Origin of the sequence: Arthrobacter sp. W4I7 (assembly GCF_030816215.1) — a bacterium.
Classification (GTDB): domain Bacteria; phylum Actinomycetota; class Actinomycetes; order Actinomycetales; family Micrococcaceae; genus Arthrobacter; species Arthrobacter siccitolerans_A.
In genome coordinates this window covers 2,709,671-2,728,116 of the sequence record NZ_JAUSXU010000001.1, presented here as the reverse complement: position 1 = coordinate 2,728,116, position 18,446 = coordinate 2,709,671, and the positions used below count along the sequence as shown (strand labels likewise).

The 18,446-nt window shown below is 66.5% G+C and carries 12 protein-coding genes and 1 pseudogene; 8 read left to right on the top strand and 5 right to left on the bottom strand.

Annotated features, from left to right (window positions below):
- Positions 1-34: 34 nt before the first annotated feature.
- Positions 35-1,561 carry a leucyl aminopeptidase gene (locus tag QF047_RS12455; RefSeq protein WP_307277442.1) on the bottom strand — a complete coding sequence of 509 codons (1,527 nt, stop codon included), beginning with the start codon at positions 1,559-1,561 and terminating at the stop codon, positions 35-37.
- Between the two features lie 258 nt (positions 1,562-1,819).
- On the opposite strand from QF047_RS12455, the gene QF047_RS12450 reads away from it, so the two are divergent.
- The 4 genes from QF047_RS12450 (at position 1,820) to QF047_RS12435 (ending at position 7,229) form a co-directional block, all read left to right on the top strand.
- A complete protein-coding gene (locus QF047_RS12450; RefSeq protein ID WP_307277439.1) occupies positions 1,820-2,758 on the top strand; it encodes a proteasome assembly chaperone family protein in 939 nt (312 codons plus the stop codon).
- A gap of 124 nt (positions 2,759-2,882) precedes the next feature.
- On the top strand, positions 2,883-4,232 hold the full coding sequence (locus tag QF047_RS12445) for a nitrate/nitrite transporter (protein ID WP_307277434.1): 1,350 nt from the start codon (positions 2,883-2,885) through the stop codon (positions 4,230-4,232).
- 104 nt (positions 4,233-4,336) lie between these two features.
- Positions 4,337-5,641 carry a DUF4192 family protein gene (locus tag QF047_RS12440; protein WP_307277431.1) on the top strand — a complete coding sequence of 435 codons (1,305 nt, stop codon included), beginning with the start codon at positions 4,337-4,339 and terminating at the stop codon, positions 5,639-5,641.
- A gap of 274 nt (positions 5,642-5,915) precedes the next feature.
- Positions 5,916-7,229, top strand: coding sequence for an RNA polymerase sigma factor (locus QF047_RS12435; protein ID WP_306633035.1), 1,314 nt, complete (start codon positions 5,916-5,918; stop codon positions 7,227-7,229).
- Positions 7,230-7,471: 242 nt separating this feature from the next.
- Here the strand turns inward: QF047_RS12435 and QF047_RS12430 are convergent, their stop codons facing one another.
- Complete coding sequence (locus tag QF047_RS12430) at positions 7,472-7,693, bottom strand: hypothetical protein (RefSeq protein ID WP_306633037.1); 222 nt, start codon at positions 7,691-7,693, stop codon at positions 7,472-7,474.
- Between the two features lie 254 nt (positions 7,694-7,947).
- Here QF047_RS12430 and QF047_RS12425 point away from each other — a divergent pair, with 254 nt between their 5' ends.
- Entirely contained in the window at positions 7,948-10,056 is a 2,109-nt protein-coding gene (locus QF047_RS12425) for a type IIA DNA topoisomerase subunit B (protein WP_306633039.1), read from the top strand.
- 67 nt (positions 10,057-10,123) lie between these two features.
- Here QF047_RS12425 and QF047_RS12420 read toward each other — a convergent pair whose 3' ends face one another.
- On the bottom strand, positions 10,124-11,131 hold the full coding sequence (locus QF047_RS12420) for a M56 family metallopeptidase (protein ID WP_307277426.1): 1,008 nt from the start codon (positions 11,129-11,131) through the stop codon (positions 10,124-10,126).
- A gap of 6 nt (positions 11,132-11,137) precedes the next feature.
- A complete protein-coding gene (locus QF047_RS12415; protein WP_306633043.1) occupies positions 11,138-11,524 on the bottom strand; it encodes a BlaI/MecI/CopY family transcriptional regulator in 387 nt (128 codons plus the stop codon).
- Positions 11,525-11,793: 269 nt separating this feature from the next.
- On the opposite strand from QF047_RS12415, the gene QF047_RS12410 reads away from it, so the two are divergent.
- From QF047_RS12410 to cydD, 3 genes and pseudogenes are all read left to right on the top strand, one after another.
- Positions 11,794-13,398, top strand: coding sequence for a cytochrome ubiquinol oxidase subunit I (locus QF047_RS12410; protein WP_307281924.1), 1,605 nt, complete (start codon positions 11,794-11,796; stop codon positions 13,396-13,398).
- Positions 13,399-13,426: 28 nt separating this feature from the next.
- The gene (gene cydB, locus QF047_RS12405; RefSeq protein ID WP_307277422.1) at positions 13,427-14,476 is read left to right on the top strand and encodes a cytochrome d ubiquinol oxidase subunit II; all 1,050 of its coding nucleotides are present in this window, start codon (positions 13,427-13,429) and stop codon (positions 14,474-14,476) included.
- Between the two features lies 1 nt (position 14,477).
- Positions 14,478-17,937, top strand: a pseudogene (cydD, locus tag QF047_RS12400) (thiol reductant ABC exporter subunit CydD).
- Here the strand turns inward: cydD and QF047_RS12395 are convergent.
- The gene (locus tag QF047_RS12395) at positions 17,919-18,437 is read right to left on the bottom strand and encodes a DinB family protein (protein ID WP_306633048.1); all 519 of its coding nucleotides are present in this window, start codon (positions 18,435-18,437) and stop codon (positions 17,919-17,921) included. The pseudogene cydD and the gene QF047_RS12395 sit on opposite strands and share 19 nt — an antisense overlap.
- Between the last annotated feature and the right edge of the window lie 9 nt (positions 18,438-18,446).

The window sequence follows — 18,446 nt, the reverse complement described above, 5'->3', positions numbered from 1 at the left end:
GCCGGCCGCGGCGGGCCGGTATCAGCCGGTGCTGTCAGGCAGCTGCTGCCAGGATGTCCTCCACATAGGCCACCAGGGTCCGGACCGTGCAGCCCGTTCCCTGCTTGTGGGTGTAGCCATAGGGACTTCCGTTGTTGAAGGAAGGCCCGGCGATGTCGATGTGGGCCCAGGGAATCTGTTCCCCGTCCTTGCCCTTACCCACGAATTCGCGGAGGAAAACCGCTGCGGTCATCATGCCGCCGTGGCGTTCGCCGATGTTGGCCAGGTCCGCTACCTGGGAGTCGATGCTGGGGCGCAGTTCCTCGGGCAGCGGCATGGGCCAGACGAGTTCTCCGGCGCGGTCCGCCGCCGCCTTCAGCGGGCCTGTCACGCTGTCAGAGCCCATCACCCCGGCGGTGCGGTTTCCCAGGGCGATCAGCTGTGCACCCGTGAGCGTGGCAACGTCGATGATGGCGTCCGGGTATTCACGGCTGGCGGCCACGATGCCGTCGGCCATGACCAGCCGGCCCTCGGCATCGGTGTTCAGGACCTCCACGGTCTTTCCGCCGAACATCGTGAGGACGTCCGCCGGGCGGGACGCGGCGCCGGAGGGCATGTTTTCGGCAATGCAGAGCCAGGCGGTCGCCTTGACCGGCAGGCCGAGTCCCGCGAGGGCAAGGACAGTGTTAAGGACGACGGCGGCACCGGCCATGTCGCTCTTCATGTCGCCCATGCCGAGGGCCGGCTTGATGGAGATGCCGCCGGTGTCGAACGTGATGCCTTTGCCAACGAGGGCGATCTTCGAAGTTGCCTTGGCGGGGGAGTATTCGACCTTGACCAGGCGGGGCTGGCGGGCAGAGCCCTTGCCGACGCCCATGATGCCGCCGAAGCCTTCCTTTTCGAGCCGCTTTTCGTCCCAGACGGTGACTTTGACGGGCAGGCCCTTGGCCAGGTCCTTGGCGGCCTCGGCGAACGTTTCGGGGTAGAGGTGGCTCGGCGGCTGGTTGACCAGCGACCGGGTGGCGTTGACCGCCTTGCCAATCAGCCCGGCGCGCTTCAGCGCGGCATCCATGCCGTCGTCACCGGCCAGCTCCGTGTAGATGACGGCGTTCTTCACGGGATCCTTCAGTCCGTCCTTTGAGGAACGGAATTCCGTGAAGGAATAGGCGCCCAGGGCGGCACCTTCGGCCACTGCCGCCACATCGGCGACGGACGCCGTCGGAAGCGCCAGCACAACGGTTGCGAGGCCGGCAAGCTGGCGGACAGCTGAACCCGCCGCACGGCGGAGCGCTTCTCCTGCTAGCGGCTTTCCGGCCGATGCGCTGCCGGTGCCGGCGAGGACCAGGATCCCGGCGCCCGTTTCGGGAAGGCCGGGCAGGCGGACGATCTGGTCGGCCGCGCCGGTGACGCCCAGGGACTTGAGGGAGCTGGCCAGGGCCTCCGCGCTCTTCGCCGTCAGCGGGTTGTCCAGGAGGACCGGACCGTCTGTGCCCTTACCCACACCGATGACCACTGCGTCACTGGGGCTCTTCTTCAGGTCCCTGGCGAGGGTACTAAGGTTGATTTCAGTATTCTTGACCACAGGGATCAGTCCTCAATTCTCGAGAGATGTTCTAGCAGGGATGCATGTTCGGCGCTCTGCCATGGAGCCCGGAGTGCTGTCGTTCGGGACGCACCCCGGGTGTCTGCAAGCCCGTCTGGCAGGCCAGTTCCGATCGTAGCCCGTCCGCGCCTGAGCCGGTGAATTTCCTGAGACGTGCGCCACACCAGCGGCAGGAATGCCCGGCTGTGCTGCGGCGTTGTAGAGGATGTCCACCCGCACCTATGAAAGGAACATGCCGTGCTTGAACGGTTCTCCGGCTCCCTGCTGGACCCCGACGCGCTTTATGCAAGCAACATCGAGCTGTTCCACAGCCCGGAGCTTAAGGGGCTGAACCTGGTGATGGGTTTCACCGGATTCGCCGATGCCGGCCAGGTGGTGAAGCAGATTAATGCCGAGCTGCTGGATTCGCTCGATGCCCAGCCCGTAGTAGTCTTCGACGCCGATCAGCTGATCGATTACCGCTCCCGCAGGCCGCACCTGACGTTCGTCGAGGACCACCTGCAGGACTACCAGGAACCCCGCCTCGCCCTCTACCGGCTGGTGGACGGCCTGGGCAGTCCTTTCCTGCTGCTGGCAGGCTTCGAGCCGGATCTGCAGTGGGAACGGTTTGCCCGCGCAGTGGTGGGCATAGTGGAGAAACTCGACGTCAACCTGGTCACCTGGATCCACTCGATTCCCATGCCCGTTCCGCACACGCGTCCGGTGGGCGTCACGGTCCATGGCAACCGGCCGGACCTGATCGAGGGCATCTCGGTGTGGAAGCCCACCGTGGAAGTACCCGCGGCAGTCGGTCATATCCTTGAGCTGCGCCTCGTTGAGGCGGGCCGCAACGTGGCGGGTTACGTCATCCACGTGCCGCACTACCTGGCCGAGGCCGAATACCCCACGGCCGCCGTCGCAGGCCTGGAATACCTGGGCGCCGCCACCTCGCTGATGCTTCCCTCGGACAGGCTCCGGGAGGCCGGCCGTGAGGTCAGCCGCCAGATCGCCGAGCAGATCGACGCCTCCGAGGAAGTCCAGCAGGTGGTGTCGCGGCTTGAATCCCGTTATGACGAAAAGGCCGAAGGAACCGTCCGGCGCTCCCTGCTTGCGGACGAAAATGACGAGCTGCCCAATGCGGATGTCCTCGGTGCCGCTGTGGAGGCCTACCTCGCCCGCGAAAACCCCGGACAATAGGCAAAAATCAGGGCCATCGGGGCAGGGGGCGGGAGAAGCCCCGGTGGCAGAACTGTTACAGCCCGGCCGGCAGTTGGACGGGCTGCTGACGGGGCCGGCAGCGGTGTCCGGGCATAATAATGGAGTGACTGCACCCCGAGCCTGGCTGATCTGGACCATTGGAATCTTCGGGTACCTGGTGGCCGTTTGTCAGCGCACCTCCTTCGGGGTGGTGGGGCTGGAGGCTACGGAGCGTTTCAACGCCAGCGCCTCGGCAATCTCGTTCTTCACCGTCCTGCAGCTGCTCGTTTACGCCGGACTCCAGATCCCGGTGGGGCTGCTGGTGGACCGTTTCGGGTCCCGCGCCATGATCGCCGGCGGCGCCGTGCTGATGGGCCTTGGCCAGCTCCAGCTGGCGTTTGCGGACAGCATCCCCGGCGGCGTGGCCGGCCGGGTCCTCGTGGGCGCCGGGGACGCCATGACCTTCATCTCGGTGATCAGGCTGATCCCGCTCTGGTTTGCGCCCGCCCGGGTGCCGCTGGTGACACAGCTGACAGGCATGTCCGGGCAGCTGGGGCAGCTGTTCAGTGTCCTTCCGTTCGCGTTTGTGCTCCACTCTGCGGGCTGGACCCCGGCGTTCCTGATGCTGGCCGGGATGTCCGGGCTCGCCGTCGTCCTGGTGGTGCTGCTCCTGCAGGACGTTCCGCCGGGCACCGCCCGGCCGCAGGCGCATCAGGGCCTGAAGGCCACCGGTACCTCGCTGGCCCGCGCCTGGCGCCAGCCCGGCACGAGACTGGGCATGTGGAGCCACTTCACCATCCAGTTCAGCGGCACCGTCTTTGCGATGACGTGGGGCTACCCGTTCCTGATTTCCGGCCAGGGCCTGGACGCCGGAACCGTTGCCGGCCTGATGGCGCTGTACGTCGCGGCCGCCATGGCCGTGGGCCCCTTCATCGGCCGCTTTGTCTCCCGCCATCCGCTGCGGCGCTCCACCATGGTCCTCCTGATCGCGGCCGCCACCGCCGGAGCCTGGGCCGCTGTCCTGCTGACGCCGGGACGTTCACCGCTGTGGCTCCTGGCCTGCCTCGTGATGGTGCTCGCCATCGGCGGCCCCGGTTCCATGATCGGGTTCGACTTTGCGCGGACCTTCAACCCCGCACACCGGATCGGCACGGCCACGGGAATCGTTAATGTGGGCGGGTTCATCGCTGCGCTTGTTGCCATCTTCCTCATCGGCCTGGTGCTGGACGTGCTGTACGCCGGCGGGTTCTCCAACGGAGTGCTGTACGGGCTGGATCCGTTCCGGATTGCCCTGAGCGTCCAGTTCGTGCTGCTTGGTTTCGGCGCCGTCGCCATGCTGGTCTGCCGGCGGAAGGTGCGGCGGCAGATGGCTGCCCAAGGAGTTGTGGTGCCGCCCCTGCGCAGCGCACTGGCCCGCCAGCGCCGGGAGAAACTGGCCCGGCGCAGCAAGGCAGCGGCTTCGGAGGACCAGTAACGGCGCGGGGACGACTAGTCCTGCACAGGCCTGGTTTCCCGGCAATTTCCACATAGCCATGGCCCCTGCTGCGGAGGAGTCTGCGGCAGGTGAATGCTGGAGCCATGACATCTCCAGAACGCCTTACAGTCCGCGGCCCGGAAGACATCCTCGGCTTTATTCCCCACTCGTTGGGATACTGGCCGGCGAACAGCCTGGTGGCCATGACGATGCAGGGCAAAAGGTTGGGGGCCACCCTCCGGCTGGATCTTCCCGGGCCGGCCGTGCTGGCTGATCCGTCCGCCTTCGCTGAAACGGTCTCCGGGTACCTGGCGGCAGACGAGCATGCCGACGGCACCCTGCTGGCCCTCTTCACCAACAACGGCTGGTTGTCCGGTCCGGGCTGTTATGACGGACTGCTGTTCGGCCTTGAATCGGCGCTGGCAGAGGCAGGTATGCCCGTGAAGGAGGCCTGGTACGTCGGGGACCGCTATTGGCGGGACGCATGGTGCACGGACTCCGCCTGCTGCCCGCTGCCCGGACGCCCCCTGGAACAGATCCGGGACAGCCTGCTCAACACGGAAATGGTGTTCCGGGGGAGCAGCGTGGGGCCGCCTCCGGAGGAGCGGCAACCTCGGCCCGTCCCGAGTCTCTATCGCGCGGCGGTGCTGGAGGCCGAAACTGCATGGTCTGCCCGGCTGGACTGCCGGCGGCAGAGCAGGGCGCAGTTTGATGCAGTGCTGAGCCTGTGGACCGGGTTGCTGGCGGGCCCGCCTGGGGAACTGGGCCAGCCACTGGTTGACCGTGACGCCTTCCTGCGGGCCACTCTGCTGGTGCCGGCATGGCGCGACGCTGTCCTGGTGATGGCAGCGGCAGGAAAAGCGGCTGCTGCAGCCGGCGCCGAGGAGTTCGGGATCTTTGATGAGGAGCCGGAGTTGGAGCCTGTTGTCCTGCCGGAGGGCGGGGCGCCGGATAGCGGAGGTTCGCTGCGGGACGTTCTGCCGCCCGGCACTGATGCACCCTGGACTGAAGCGTTGGGCGCTCCGTCATCGCGATTCACTCACGTGTCCGCTGACGTTCCGCCGGCGCCAGGAGAACAACCTGGGACGCCGGGTTACGGCGACGTCCTCATGGGGCACCAGCCGGCGGTCCCGCAGTGGCAAACCATGGACTCGCTCGAGCTGGTGCTGGCGCAACTGGCCCTCCTGGGTGGTGCGCCGGCCGCGGCTGCCTTAACAGGAAGAGGCTGGATTGCCTGGTGCCGCGGGCGCGGCTCGTACTCTGCAGCGTATTTCGAGGAGGCCCTGGAGATCGATCCGGGCTACCGGCTCGCGGAACTGCTGCTTGAGCTGGTCCGTCGGGGTACTTTGTGCGGGTGGGCGGCGCGGAAGGAGGCCGCTTGGCAGAAATTCGGGCCGGACGCTGCCTGAAGGTTATGGATCCCGGACCTGAAGGGCCAGGGTGGCGGGACCATGGGGAGGTCCTATTCGGGGAAACGTGAGACAATAGTTGCCGAGACCCGGTTGGGTCCGTGTACTGAGTGCTTGTAACTGGTCCTTTCGGGGAACATATCAGCCGCTCCGGCAGTTGTATTTATTGACTCTGCCGGCCGTGGTGGCGCTTGGTTTCCACCACGGACTTGACAGGGTCATAGTGGTGTTGCCCGTATGGTGATTCCACAGACCACCGCTAGAAAGGTTTTCTGTGACCCCGTCTTCCACGAAGAAGGACCCCGCCGCCCAGGACGAACTGTCCGCTGAGCAGAAGCAGGCTGCAACAAGCGCCAAGCGGGCCGCCACTCGGGCAGCCAACAAGGCTTCTGCCGGTGAAGCTGGTGCGGACGGCAAGCGTGAGCCCAAAAAGCGCGGCCCCAAGCCCGGTGCGAAGGCCGCCGCCGAGGCTGCCGGAAAGTCGGCTGCAGGCGATACTGACGCTGATGACGTAGAAGATGTCGAGGAAGACCTCGACGTCCTCGAAGGCCCTGACGTCGTTGAAGAGGACGCCGAGGCTGATACTCCGAAGGGTGCTGCCGGATCGGGCAAGGGCTTCGTCTACTCCGACGCCGATGACGACGACGCCCCTGTCCAGCAGGTGATGTCCGCCGGCGCCACCGCCGACCCCGTCAAGGACTACCTGAAGCAGATCGGTAAGGTCGCACTGCTCAACGCCGAGCAGGAAGTGGACCTTGCGCTCCGGATCGAAGCCGGACTGTTTGCCGAAGAGAAGATCAACGCCGACGACGGCTCCATGGACCCGAAGTACAAGCGCGAGCTTGAGTTCATCATCCACGACGGCAAGCGCGCCAAGAACCACCTGCTCGAAGCCAACCTGCGCCTGGTTGTTTCGCTGGCCAAGCGCTACACCGGACGCGGCATGCTCTTCCTGGACCTGATCCAGGAAGGCAACCTGGGCCTCATCCGCGCTGTGGAGAAGTTCGACTACACCAAGGGCTTCAAGTTCTCCACGTACGCCACCTGGTGGATCCGCCAGGCGATCACCCGCGCCATGGCGGACCAGGCACGCACCATCCGTATCCCGGTGCACATGGTTGAAGTCATCAACAAGCTGGCCCGCGTCCAGCGGCAGATGCTGCAGGACCTCGGCCGCGAACCCACGCCGGAAGAGCTGGCCCTCGAACTGGACATGACGCCCGAAAAGGTTGTCGAGGTCCAGAAGTACGGCCGGGAGCCTATTTCGCTGCACACGCCCCTGGGCGAGGACGGCGACTCGGAGTTCGGCGACCTGATCGAGGATTCCGAGGCCGTAGTCCCGGCCGATGCTGTGAGCTTCACGCTCCTGCAGGAACAGCTCCACTCCGTGCTGGACACCCTCTCCGAGCGCGAGGCAGGCGTTGTTGCCATGCGCTTCGGACTGACCGACGGACAGCCGAAGACTTTAGACGAAATCGGCAAGGTCTACGGAGTCACGCGTGAGCGTATCCGCCAGATCGAATCCAAGACCATGTCCAAGCTGCGCCACCCCTCGCGGTCACAGGTCCTCCGGGACTACCTGGACTAAACCCGCCAAGTCACTCAAAGCGGCCCGCCGGCTGCTGTCCCCTTCCTGGGTGCAGCAACCGGCGGGCCGCTTTGTTTATCCTCCGCTGACGCCCCATCACTTCCTGCGGCGTTTTCGGTGACGCCCCATCACTTCCTGCAGCTTCTTCGGGAACGCCGCCTCACCTTAAGCCCGGCGAAAGTCCGGCTTAAAACGAAGTGGGACCCCACCTTCCGGTGAGGTCCCACTTGCTTCGGATGCTGCTAGTCGATTTCTACGGCAGCCTTCTCGTGAAGCTTCCCCGTCTCATCGTGCCAGTCCGAGCTCAAGGGCTTGAGCGTCGATTCAACTGCACGGGCGTGGTGGCCGCAGAAAAGCAGCTCACCGCCGGAGGACTCCAGTACAACCCGGACATATGCCTGGGCTCCGCAACGATCGCACCGGTCCAGTGCGTTGAGTGTGCGGTCTGCCACTGCTGTTGTCATGTCGGCCTCCTTAGTAGATCTGTACGTCTATATAACCAGTATTCGTAACAAAACCATCGCAAGGATGGGGCAAGTTCGCTGTCCGCGTATCCGCAAGAGTGCGTCAAGATCAGCGAAGGCCCCGGCAGGAAGTGCCAAGTGGCGTGGGGCACAGGCTCTGCCAAGTGTGGCAGTCGGCGGTCCGGGGCCCGGCCGACTACCCTAGAAAGAGCGATTCCCAGCCCGCTGCACCATCTTGAAGGAGTTCACCCCCGGTGGCACCAAGTTCTGATTACACTGCCCGGCACCTGTCTGTACTGGAGGGCCTCGAGGCCGTCCGCAAGCGGCCCGGCATGTACATCGGTTCCACCGACTCCCGCGGGTTGATGCACTGCCTCTGGGAAATCATCGACAACTCCGTTGACGAGGCGTTGGCCGGGTTCGGCCACGACATCAAGATCATCCTCCACGCGGACAACTCCGTGGAGATCCACGACGACGGCCGCGGCATCCCCATTGACAAGGAACCAAAGACCGGGCTGAGTGGCGTCGAAGTGGTCTTTACCAAGCTCCATGCCGGCGGTAAGTTCGGCGGCGGTTCCTACACTGCCTCAGGCGGCCTGCACGGTGTGGGCGCATCCGTTGTCAATGCCCTGTCCTCCCGCCTCGACGTGGAAGTGGACCGCGGCGGCAAGACCTACAAAATGTCCTTCCGCCGGGGCGAACCCGGGCGCTTCCAGGACACCGGCTCCAGGATCGACCCGGCCGCACCCTTCACCCCCTTCGTGGACGACTCCGTCCTGGACGTGGTGGGCAAAGCCAAGCGCGGCGTCACGGGCACCAGGATCCGGTACTGGGCAGACCGGCAGATCTTCACCCCGGACGCAAAGTTCTCCTACGACGAACTAGCGGCCCGGGCCCGGCAGACGTCCTTCCTGGTGCCCGGCCTCAAGCTCACGGTGCGCGACGAGAGGAAGGCCCCGGGAACGCCGGGGGAATCCGGCCCGCACGAGGAGGTCTTCCACCACGACGGCGGCATCTCCGAATTTGTCGAGTTCCTTGCCGCCGATCCCGGTGTCACCGACGTCTGGCGCCTGCACGGTTCGGGAAAGTTCAAAGAGACTGTTCCCGTGCTGGACGAACGCGGACACAGCCAGCTCGCCGAGGTGGAGCGCGACTGTGAGGTCGACGTGGCCCTGCGCTGGGGGATCGGCTACGACAGCACCGTCCGGAGCTTCGTAAACATCATCTCAACGCCCAAGGGCGGTACCCACCAGTCCGGCTTCGAGCAGGCACTGGTCAAGACCTTCCGGAAAGCCGTGGAAAACAACGCCCGGAAACTGAAGGCCGGCAACGACAAGATCGACAAGGATGACATCTTCGCCGGGCTCACGGCCGTCCTGACGGTTCGCCTGGCGGAGCCGCAGTTCGAAGGCCAGACCAAGGAAATCCTGGGTACCTCCGCTGTGCGGGCCATAGTGTCCAGGGTGGTGGAGCGCGAAGTCACCGCGAAGCTCGCGTCCGCCAACAAAAACGACAAGGCGCAGTCCGCCCTGCTCCTCGAAAAAATCGTCAACGAGATGAAATCCCGCATCTCGGCCCGCGTGCACAAGGAAACCCAGCGGCGCAAGAATGCGCTGGAAACTTCCTCGATGCCCACCAAGCTGGCTGACTGCCGCACGGACGACGTCGGACGTTCCGAACTGTTCATCGTGGAAGGCGACTCGGCGCTGGGAACCGCCAAGCTGGCCCGGTCCTCCGACTTCCAGGCCCTGCTGCCCATCCGCGGCAAAATCCTCAACGTCCAGAAGGCATCAGTGGGGGACATGCTCTCCAACGCCGAATGCGCAGCGCTCATCCAGGTGGTGGGCGCAGGATCCGGCCGCAGTTTCGACATCAGTGCCGCCCGCTACGGCAAGGTCATCCTGATGACTGACGCGGACGTGGACGGCGCGCACATCCGCACGCTGCTCCTGACGCTCTTCTTCCGCTACATGCGCCCCATGATCGACGAGGGCCGCGTCTTCGCCGCTGTCCCGCCGCTGCACCGCGTGGAGGTCATCAACGCCGGCCAGAAGGCCAACGAAATGATCTACACCTACTCGGAGGCGGAGCTTCATGTGCTCCTTGCCCGGCTGGCGCAGGAAGGCAAGCGGTACAAGGAGCCCATCCAGCGCTACAAGGGCCTGGGCGAGATGGACGCCGAGCAGCTGGCCGAGACCACCATGGACCCGCGGCATCGGACACTCCGCAAGGTGGGAATCGAGAACGCCAAGCAGGCGGAGGAGATTTTTGACCTCCTGATGGGCTCGGACGTGTCGCCGCGCAAGGACTTCATTATCGCCGGCGCCTCCAGCCTGGACAGGGAACGCATCGACGCCTGACCGCATGCGCGCGCAGCGCCGGGCTGCCTGACGGCGCCAGGCGGCACAAGGCGGACGACGGCGGGACTCAGCCGAACAGGCCCGGCGCCATCAGCAAGGCTGTGGGCAACGCCAGCAGGAGCACGCAGCCGGCGAGCACGAGGCTGCGGACCGGCGCAGGCAGCTGCGGCCGGGGCGAGAGCAGTCGGCTGACCCGGGAGGCTGTGGTGCGGGCCGGGTCCGAGCCTGCAGCAGCCGCCGCCGAGTCAAGCCCGGCTAATGACAGTCCGGACGATGACAGCCCGGACGGGGTGCGTTGAAGTTCGGCCTCGCCCGGCGTCCTGGCGGCTCCGCTGGCCACGATGGCAATGGCCTTGATGAGCGTAGCCTTGCTCTCGGTCCTAAGCGCCACGTCGTCGGCCAGCATCTCGATCAGGGAGTTGACGGACTCCTGGGCAAGGCGCGTGGTGGGAAGCCAGGGGAGCGCCTGCCGCCAGGCGGCGAAGGCCCAGAGCAGCAGGTGGTGCCGCTGGCTCAGGTGCGCATTTTCGTGGATCAGCACCGCGCGGAGTTCGGCCGGCTCAAGGGCGGCCATCAGGCCGTCGGACAGCACCGTCACGGAGCGCGCGCCGCCGGGAAGGCAGTAGGCCACCGGCGAATCGTGGCTGATGACCAGCGTTCCGGCTCCTTCAGCGGACGGGGAGGCCAGGAGCGCGAGAAGCTCCCGGTGCCGCCGGCGCTGGCGCTCGATCTTGTAATAGGTCAGCAGCAGGGTGAACACCAGGTGGGCGGTCAGCAGCGCCGCGGCGGACAACGCAAAGATGTGCCAGAAACCGAGGTCCGTGGTGGGAGCGTTGAAGAGCACCATGCCCGCAAGCGCCCGCAGGCCGGCGAGCAGGTTATCGCCGATGGGCTCCAGGCCGTACACCAGCATGGCGCCGATCATCGACAAGCCACCGGCAAGTGCGATGGCCTGCCAGAGCAGCATGGCGGTAAAGGGGGATCGCGCGGGCCACTGCGCACGCGAGAGGAGGATAGGCACCGGCCACGCCAGGACTATCGCAAGGACCGCCAGCAGGTACGAGGCCCAGAACATGGTCCGCTAGATGTGACCAAGCAGTTTGCGCAGGGTCTCGGCTTCACCTTCGGAAACGGAGCCAATGAAGCGTGCCAGCACGGCTTCACGGTCCGGGGCTGAACCCAGTACTTCGTGCATCAGCTCAGCGGTGTGGTCCTCGCGGCTGGACACCGCCTGGTAGCGGTGCGGACGCATGCCGCGTTCGCGTTCCACCAGGCCCTTCTTCTCAAGCCGGGACAGGACTGTGAGCACAGTGGTGACGGCCAGTTCCTTGCCTTCGTGGCCTGCGCTGCCATCCTGGCCGGCGGAGGTCTGCGCCAGCCGGTCCCGCAAAGTGTTCGCGGTGGCTGCTTCATGGCCCGCCCAGAGCAGGTCCATCACTGCCCGTTCCAGTTCACCAAGACTAGCCATTGCACTTTTCCTTTGTTTCCCCGCACCGCTGCCCTGGACAGACGGTGACATGTTGCGTTTCGCTACTTCTACAGAAACCAATTTACCCCGATTCCGCTTCACTTTCTACATTGGGTAGAACACGGGCGGGTCACGATCCGCGGCAAGCCGCGGGGGCCGCGGTTGATTTTTACACCACCGCCGGCGTTGTTCTACACTTTGTAGAAGTTAGAGTTTCTACAGAACGTAGAAAACCTTCGCCCGGACAGTAGGGACCCGCCATGGACGCTATGGACGCTCTGGAAATCGCACGCTGGCAATTCGGCATCACCACCGTCTATCACTTCATGATGGTCCCGCTCACCATCGGCCTGGGCCTGGTGGTAGCCGTGATCCAGACCATCTGGCACCGCACAGGAAAGCCCGAATACCTCCGGATGACCAAATTCTGGGGAAAGCTTTTCCTGATCAACTTCATCATGGGCGTGGCCACCGGCATCGTCCAGGAGTTCCAGTTCGGAATGGCCTGGAGCGAATACAGCCGCTTCGTCGGCGATGTCTTCGGGGCACCGCTGGCACTCGAGGCGCTGCTGGCATTCTTTGTGGAATCCACCTTCCTGGGCCTGTGGATCTTCGGGTGGAAGCAGCTCAAGCCGGCCGTCCACCTCGCCTGCCTCTGGATAGCCGTCATAGGCTCCGTGTTCTCCGCGTACTTCATCATCGTGGCCAACAGCTGGATGCAGCACCCCGTCGGTGTCGAGATGATCGACGGCCGGCCCGTTATGACCGACGCCTGGGCTGTCTTTACCAACAACACCGCCCTCGTCGCAGTGCCCCACACACTCTTCGGCGCCCTCGCCGTCGCAGGCGGTTTCCTGCTCGGCATCGCCTGGTACCACCTCTGGCGGCGGCGTCGCGACGGCGTCGATACCGTGGGCGCCGACGGCAAGGTGATCGCCGGTGAAGCTGCAAACATTCCCGGCCGTGACCGGAACGATCACAAAGTCTGGCTTCATTCCCTGCGCATCGGCGCCGTCGTGGCCATGATCTCCTTCGCCGGAACCGCGCTCACCGGCGACCTCCAGGGCAAGCTGATGTTCGAGCAGCAGCCCATGAAGATGGCCGCGGCCGAAGCTGCCTGCCATGACGGCACCGGCTTCTCCGTGCTGAGCATCGGCAACATCGGCGCACAGAACTGCGACGACATCGTGGCCCTGATCGAGGTTCCGGGCATCCTCTCCTACCTGGCCAAGGGAGATTTCACCACCGAAGTCCAGGGCGTCAACAGCCTGCTGCCCGAATACAAGGAGAAGTACGGCACCCACCTGCCGGACAACCCGATCTACGGCGAGCGCGCTGGCCAGGAAATCGACTACCTTCCCGTTATGGAGGTCACCTACTGGGGCTTCCGCATGATGATCGGGTTCGGCGGCCTCGCGGCCCTGGCAGCCCTGGTGGCCCTGTGGCTCACCCGCAAGGGCACGGTGCCTGAGTCCCGGTGGCTGATGCGGCTTGCCGTCTTCGGCATCCTCGCCCCGTTCGGCGCCAACGCCGCCGGCTGGATCTTCACCGAGATGGGCCGACAGCCCTTTGTGGTGGCACCCAACCCGGACCCCAGCGGGGTTGACCAGGTGTTTATGTTCACCGCCGCCGCGGTGTCACCCGGCGTCTCCGCCGGCGAACTGCTGGCGTCGCTGATCACCCTGACAGCCATTTACGCCGTCCTGCTGGTGGTTGAAGTCAAGCTGCTGGTGAAGTACATCCGGGGCGGTGTGGTGTCCGCGATGCCGGAACTCGTCCACGCCCCGGCAGACGAAAACGAAGACGCCACCCCCGGCCCGGGCGGGCAGGGCGGCGGCAAACCGGCCGACGACGTCCTGGCCTTCGCCTACTAGTCCGCGCCAAGAGCAGAGGAAACGAAGAATGGAACTGCTGCCAACCATCTGGTTCATAGCCATCGCAGTGCTCTGGACCGGGTACCTCTTCCTTGAGGGCTTTGACCTGGGCGTGGGCATGCTGATGAAGCTGTTTGCCCGGAACAACACCGAGCGCCGCGTCCTGCTCAACACCGTGGGCCCCGTCTGGGACGGCAATGAGGTTTGGCTCCTGACCGCCGGCGGCGCGACTTTTGCCGCCTTCCCGCTCTGGTACGCCTCGCTGTTCTCTGCCCTCTACCTGCCACTGCTCCTGGTCCTGGTTGCACTGATTTTCCGTGCCGTGGCCTTCGAGTACCGGGGCAAGGTGGACACGGATCAGTGGCGGGCCAGGTGGGACTGGGCCATTGCCCTGGGATCCTTCTTCGCGGCCTTCGGCGTGGGCGCAGCGCTTGCCCTGACCACCACCGGCCTGCCCCTGAACGCCAACGGTGACCGGGTGGGCGGCCCCTTCGCCTGGTTCAACGGCTATGCGGTCCTCGGCGGGCTCGCCGTCGTTGGATTCGCGCTGGTGCACGCCCTGGCTTTCCTTGCGCTGAAGACCGACGGCGAGGTGCGCCACCGGGCCCGCCGCTGGCTTGTCCGGTTGCTGCCCGTCCTGCTCCTTCCCATTGCGGCGTGGGCGCTCACGGTCCAGTTCCTCGAAGGGAAGCTTTGGACCTGGGCGCTGGTCCTGCTGGCGGTGGCCGCGGCAGCCGCAGCCTGGGCGATGGCCCGGAAGGGTGCGGAAGGAAAGGCGTTCGTGGCACTGGGAGCCTTCCTGGCCCTGGGCTCGGCGTCAATCTTCGGCGCCGCGTTCCCGGTGGTGCTGCCCTCCACCCTCAGCGAGGCCTTTGACCTCACCATTTCCAACGCCTCGTCCTCGGACTACACTCTGGGGCTGATGACTGTTGTGGCCGCCTTCGGACTGCCCCTGGTCATCGCCTACCAGGCCTGGACGTACTGGGTCTTCCGGAAGCGGGTCAGCGCAGCGCACATCCCGGAAGCCCACAGCTTCCTTCCGGCCGTCGCCGCCAAGGCTTTCACCAACAAAGGCTGACATGCGTCCCTCTTTCCCGCCCGGTCCGGCCACCCGCTCCGCCATCTACTGGCTGGGGCTCCTCGCCGCCCTCAAGGCGCTGTCCCTGGTCCTGATCGGGCAGGCGGTGGCGTCGGTGCTCGCCGGACTCGTCTCGGGGAACGCCGGGTGGGCGGAGCAGATCGCTGCCGGTATGGCCGGGGTGGTCCTGCGGTCGCTGACGGTGTGGGGGCAGGCTGTTGCAGCGCGGCGGGCAGCCCTGGGCATCAAGGAGGAGTTGCGCGCCGGGCTGCTGGAAAGGGCGCTGCGCAACGGCGTCCGCAGTACGGGACCGGCCGACGGCGGACTCGCCGTGCTGGCCACCCGCGGACTGGACGCACTGGACAGCTACTACACGCAGTTCCTGCCCGCCCTGGTCAACTGCGCGGCCATCCCGCTGCTGGTGGGGGCGCGGATCCTCTTCGCGGACTGGGTCTCCGCCGTGGTCATCGTCCTGACCGTTCCGCTCGTTCCGCTGTTTATGGTGCTGATCGGACGGTACACCGAGGACAACGTCCGCGAGGCCCAGGCGTCCCTGGCCCGGCTCTCCACCCACATGCTGGAGCTTGCCAAGGGGCTTCCCGTGCTGGTGGGCCTGGGCCGCGCCACCGCCCAGCGGAAAGCGCTGGAGGAGATTTCCGAGGAATACCGGTCCCGCACCATGGGCACTTTGCGCACCGCGTTCCTCTCGGCCCTGGCGCTGGAGCTGATCGCCACCATCTCCGTGGCGGTGGTGGCCGTGTTCATCGGCGTGCGCCTGGTGCACGGGGACATGCCTCTGGAAGCCGGCCTGCTGGCCCTGATCCTGGCGCCGGACTGCTACCTTCCCCTGCGCGAACTCGGGACCGCCCACCACGCCAGCGACGACGGAAGGGTGGCGCTCGCCGAAACCACTGCCGTCACCGACGCGCCCGAGCCGCACCCGCTTCCCGCTGCCCGCGCAGGCAGGCCAGGTGCCCCCATCAGCGTCACCGGACTCACGGTGAGCTATGACGGAAGGCCGCAGCCCGCCGTCGGCCCGCTTACCTTCACCGCGCCGCAGAGCCGGATCACTGCCCTGGACGGGCCCAGCGGAGCCGGCAAAAGCACCGTCCTGGGCGTCCTCGCGGGGACCATCGGACATGGAGCGGGCACCACGGTCACCGGCACCATCTCCGGCCTGCACCGGCAAGGACATCGCCTGGGTTCCGCAGCACCCGGTCATGGTGGCAGAAACAGTCCTCGACGAGATTGTGCTCTACCTTTCCGGCGGGGCGGCCACCGGCGCCAACCGGACCGGGCGGCACGCCGCTGAGGAAACTGCCCGGACCTGCCTGGCGCGGGCAGCAGCCGCCCACCTTGCCGGCAAGCACCCCGCCGAGCTGAGCCCCGGGGAACTGCGGCGCGTGGCACTGGCCCGCGGGTTCGCCCGGATCGAGGCGGGCGCCACCGTCCTCCTGCTGGATGAGCCAACTGCGCACCTGGACGACGCTTCCGCCGCGCTCGTGGAGGAAGCCATCCGAAAGCTCCGGGGGACGGTGACGGTCATCCTGGTGGCGCATGAGGAACGCACCCGCGCCCTTGCCGAACACCTGGTGCCCGTGGGCGGAAACGGCCTGATGGCCCCGGCTCCTGGCACCGTTGAACCTTTCCACCCCGAAGCCGGCGTGGGCGGCGCCGCGGCCGCCTTTTCCGCAACCACGGAAGGTCAAGCGGGCGCCAAGGAAGCCCCGGGGCAAGGGAGCACACCGGGCAACGTCCAGCCCGGCGCAGCGCGCCTGCTGGCGGCTCTCCTGGCACCTGTCAGGGGCAAGTTCGCTGCTGCCGCTGCGGTGGGCACCCTGGCGGCGGTCTTCGCCGTCGCGCTGTCCGGCCTCTCCGGCTGGCTCATCATCCGCGCCGCCGGGCAGCCGCCCATCCTGTACCTGCTGACCGCGATTGTTGGCGTCCGGTTCTTCGGGATTGGCCGGGCCGTGCTGCGGTACGGCGAACGGCTCCTCCTGCACGACGCCGTATTCTCGGCGCTGACCCGGCTGCGCGGGCGGCTGTGGGAGTCCCTGAGCCGGCGGGCGCTGCCGCTGCGCCGCCTGTTGCAGGGCGGAAACGTCCTGGGAACGGTGATTGACGACGTCGATACCGTCCGCGACCTCCTGCCGCGGGTGGTCCTGCCGCCGGTCACTGCCCTGGCGGTTTCTGTCATGGCTCTGGTGACCACGGCGGCGCTGGTTCCGGTAGCGCTTCCGGCCGTTCTGGCCGCCAGCGCCATGAGCCTCCTGCTTGCCCCGGCAATTGCCCTCTGGGGCGACCGCAGGTCGGCTACCGCCGAGCAGCTCCTTCGCTCCGGAGTCCTGCGCCGCGTTGCCGCGGCCCTTGACGCGCGGGCTGAACTGCACGCGAACAGCGTGGCTTCCTGCGTCCTGGATGAGCTGCATGCACAGGACCGTAACGCCACGGCGGCTTCGCAGCGCTCTGCCTGGGCCGACGGCCTGGGCCAGGCAATCACCACTGCTGCTTGCGCTTCGGCTGCCCTGGGCGCCGCCTGGCTCGCGGCTCCGGCGGTGCTCGCCGGCCGGCTTGCCCCGGAAACCGCAGCGGTGGTGGTCCTCCTGCTCCTTGCGCTGGTGGAGCCCTTCGCAGCGATGACGACGGCGGTGCGCCAGTTCCCGGCGCTGCGCACAGTCCTGCAACGCGTCGCCGAATCCGGGGCACTCGAGGAGGGCCGGCAGGAGGACGGGCTGCAGGCCGTGCCCGCCCGTGCGGGCGGCCTTCCCGGCGTCGAACTGGATGGGCTGTCAGCCGCCTGGCCGGGCGGTGCGCCCGTGTTTTCCGGCGTGGACGCCGTGGCGGAACCGGGGCGGTGGCTGGCGGTGACCGGGCCGTCGGGGTCCGGGAAGTCCACGTTGCTGTCAGTCCTGCTGGGTTTCCTTCCCGCTGCCTCCGGACATGTTGGAGTGACCGGCCGGGCCGCCTGGTGCCCGCAGGAAGCCCACCTGTTCGATTCGACGATCCGCGGAAACCTCCTGCTCGGTAAGACCGGCTCCGCTGACGAGGCACAACAGGCCGATGCTGAGCTTCTTGACGTGCTCGCGTCGGTGGGCCTCAACGGCCTTCTGGAGCGGTTGCCGGCAGGCCTGGATACCCGGATCGGACCTGGCGGGGCATTCCTGAGCGGCGGAGAGCGCCAGCGCCTGGCGGTGGCGCGCACCCTGATGACCGGTGCCGAGGTGATCCTGCTGGATGAGCCCACCGCGCACCTGGATGCCGCGTCGGCCCGGGCCATGCTCGCGGACCTGCGGCACGGACTGCGTCACCGCACGGTGGTGCTGGTGACGCACAACCCGGCCGACATCCGGCCCGGGGATGCACGCCTGGTGCTGGCTCCCGGCTCGGAGCACGCGGGTTCAGAGCCTGCCGTCGCAAACCTGGTGGCATCCTCTGCGGGGGATCAGCCGTCCACGTCGTGAAGGTGGTGGACCACGTCGTGCAGGAAATACTGGGACAGCGTCAGGACCGTGAATTCCGAGCCGTTGCTGCGCAGCCCCGTGCGGCTCCACTCGGACTCCCGGACGGCGGCAAAGGACTCCGCGGCCTGCTTGCCTTCGGCCGTGAGCTCGGCGCTGACAACTGCCGGGTCGGCATTGGCGTAGTCCTTGTCGACGGCCGTCTGGTCCTGGTCCCAGTTGTCGAACCGGGCGTCGTCTGAAGCCAGCATGAGGTTCAGCCGCTGGTCGAAAAGGCTGAAAACGTCCCGGACATGGCAGGCGTACTCCAGCGCGGACCACGTATGGTCGTCCGGCCGATCGGCCACGTCAGGCCTGCGGAGAACGGCGCGCCAGCGGGGCAGCACGCTCACGATGCTGCCCGGAACTGTGGAGGGCGTCACGGTGGAGGCGTCGAACGAGCATTCCGGGCAGGGACGGGCCAGGACCCAGGTCCAGTCCTTTTCATCAGGAACGATAGGCATAGGAGCAGT

What these genes read in the sequence shown, in the direction of transcription:
- QF047_RS12415 (WP_306633043.1), bottom strand. Translation starts at nt 11,524, where the DNA reads ATGGCTAGTCTTGGTGAACTGGAACGGGCAGTGATGGACCTGCTCTGG.
- QF047_RS12430 (WP_306633037.1), bottom strand. Translation starts at nt 7,693, where the DNA reads ATGACAACAGCAGTGGCAGACCGCACACTCAACGCACTGGACCGGTGC.
- QF047_RS12440 (WP_307277431.1), top strand. Translation starts at nt 4,337, where the DNA reads ATGACATCTCCAGAACGCCTTACAGTCCGCGGCCCGGAAGACATCCTC.
- QF047_RS12395 (WP_306633048.1), bottom strand. Translation starts at nt 18,437, where the DNA reads ATGCCTATCGTTCCTGATGAAAAGGACTGGACCTGGGTCCTGGCCCGT.
- QF047_RS12410 (WP_307281924.1), top strand. Translation starts at nt 11,794, where the DNA reads ATGGACGCTCTGGAAATCGCACGCTGGCAATTCGGCATCACCACCGTC.
- QF047_RS12420 (WP_307277426.1), bottom strand. Translation starts at nt 11,131, where the DNA reads ATGTTCTGGGCCTCGTACCTGCTGGCGGTCCTTGCGATAGTCCTGGCG.
- cydB (WP_307277422.1), top strand. Translation starts at nt 13,427, where the DNA reads ATGGAACTGCTGCCAACCATCTGGTTCATAGCCATCGCAGTGCTCTGG.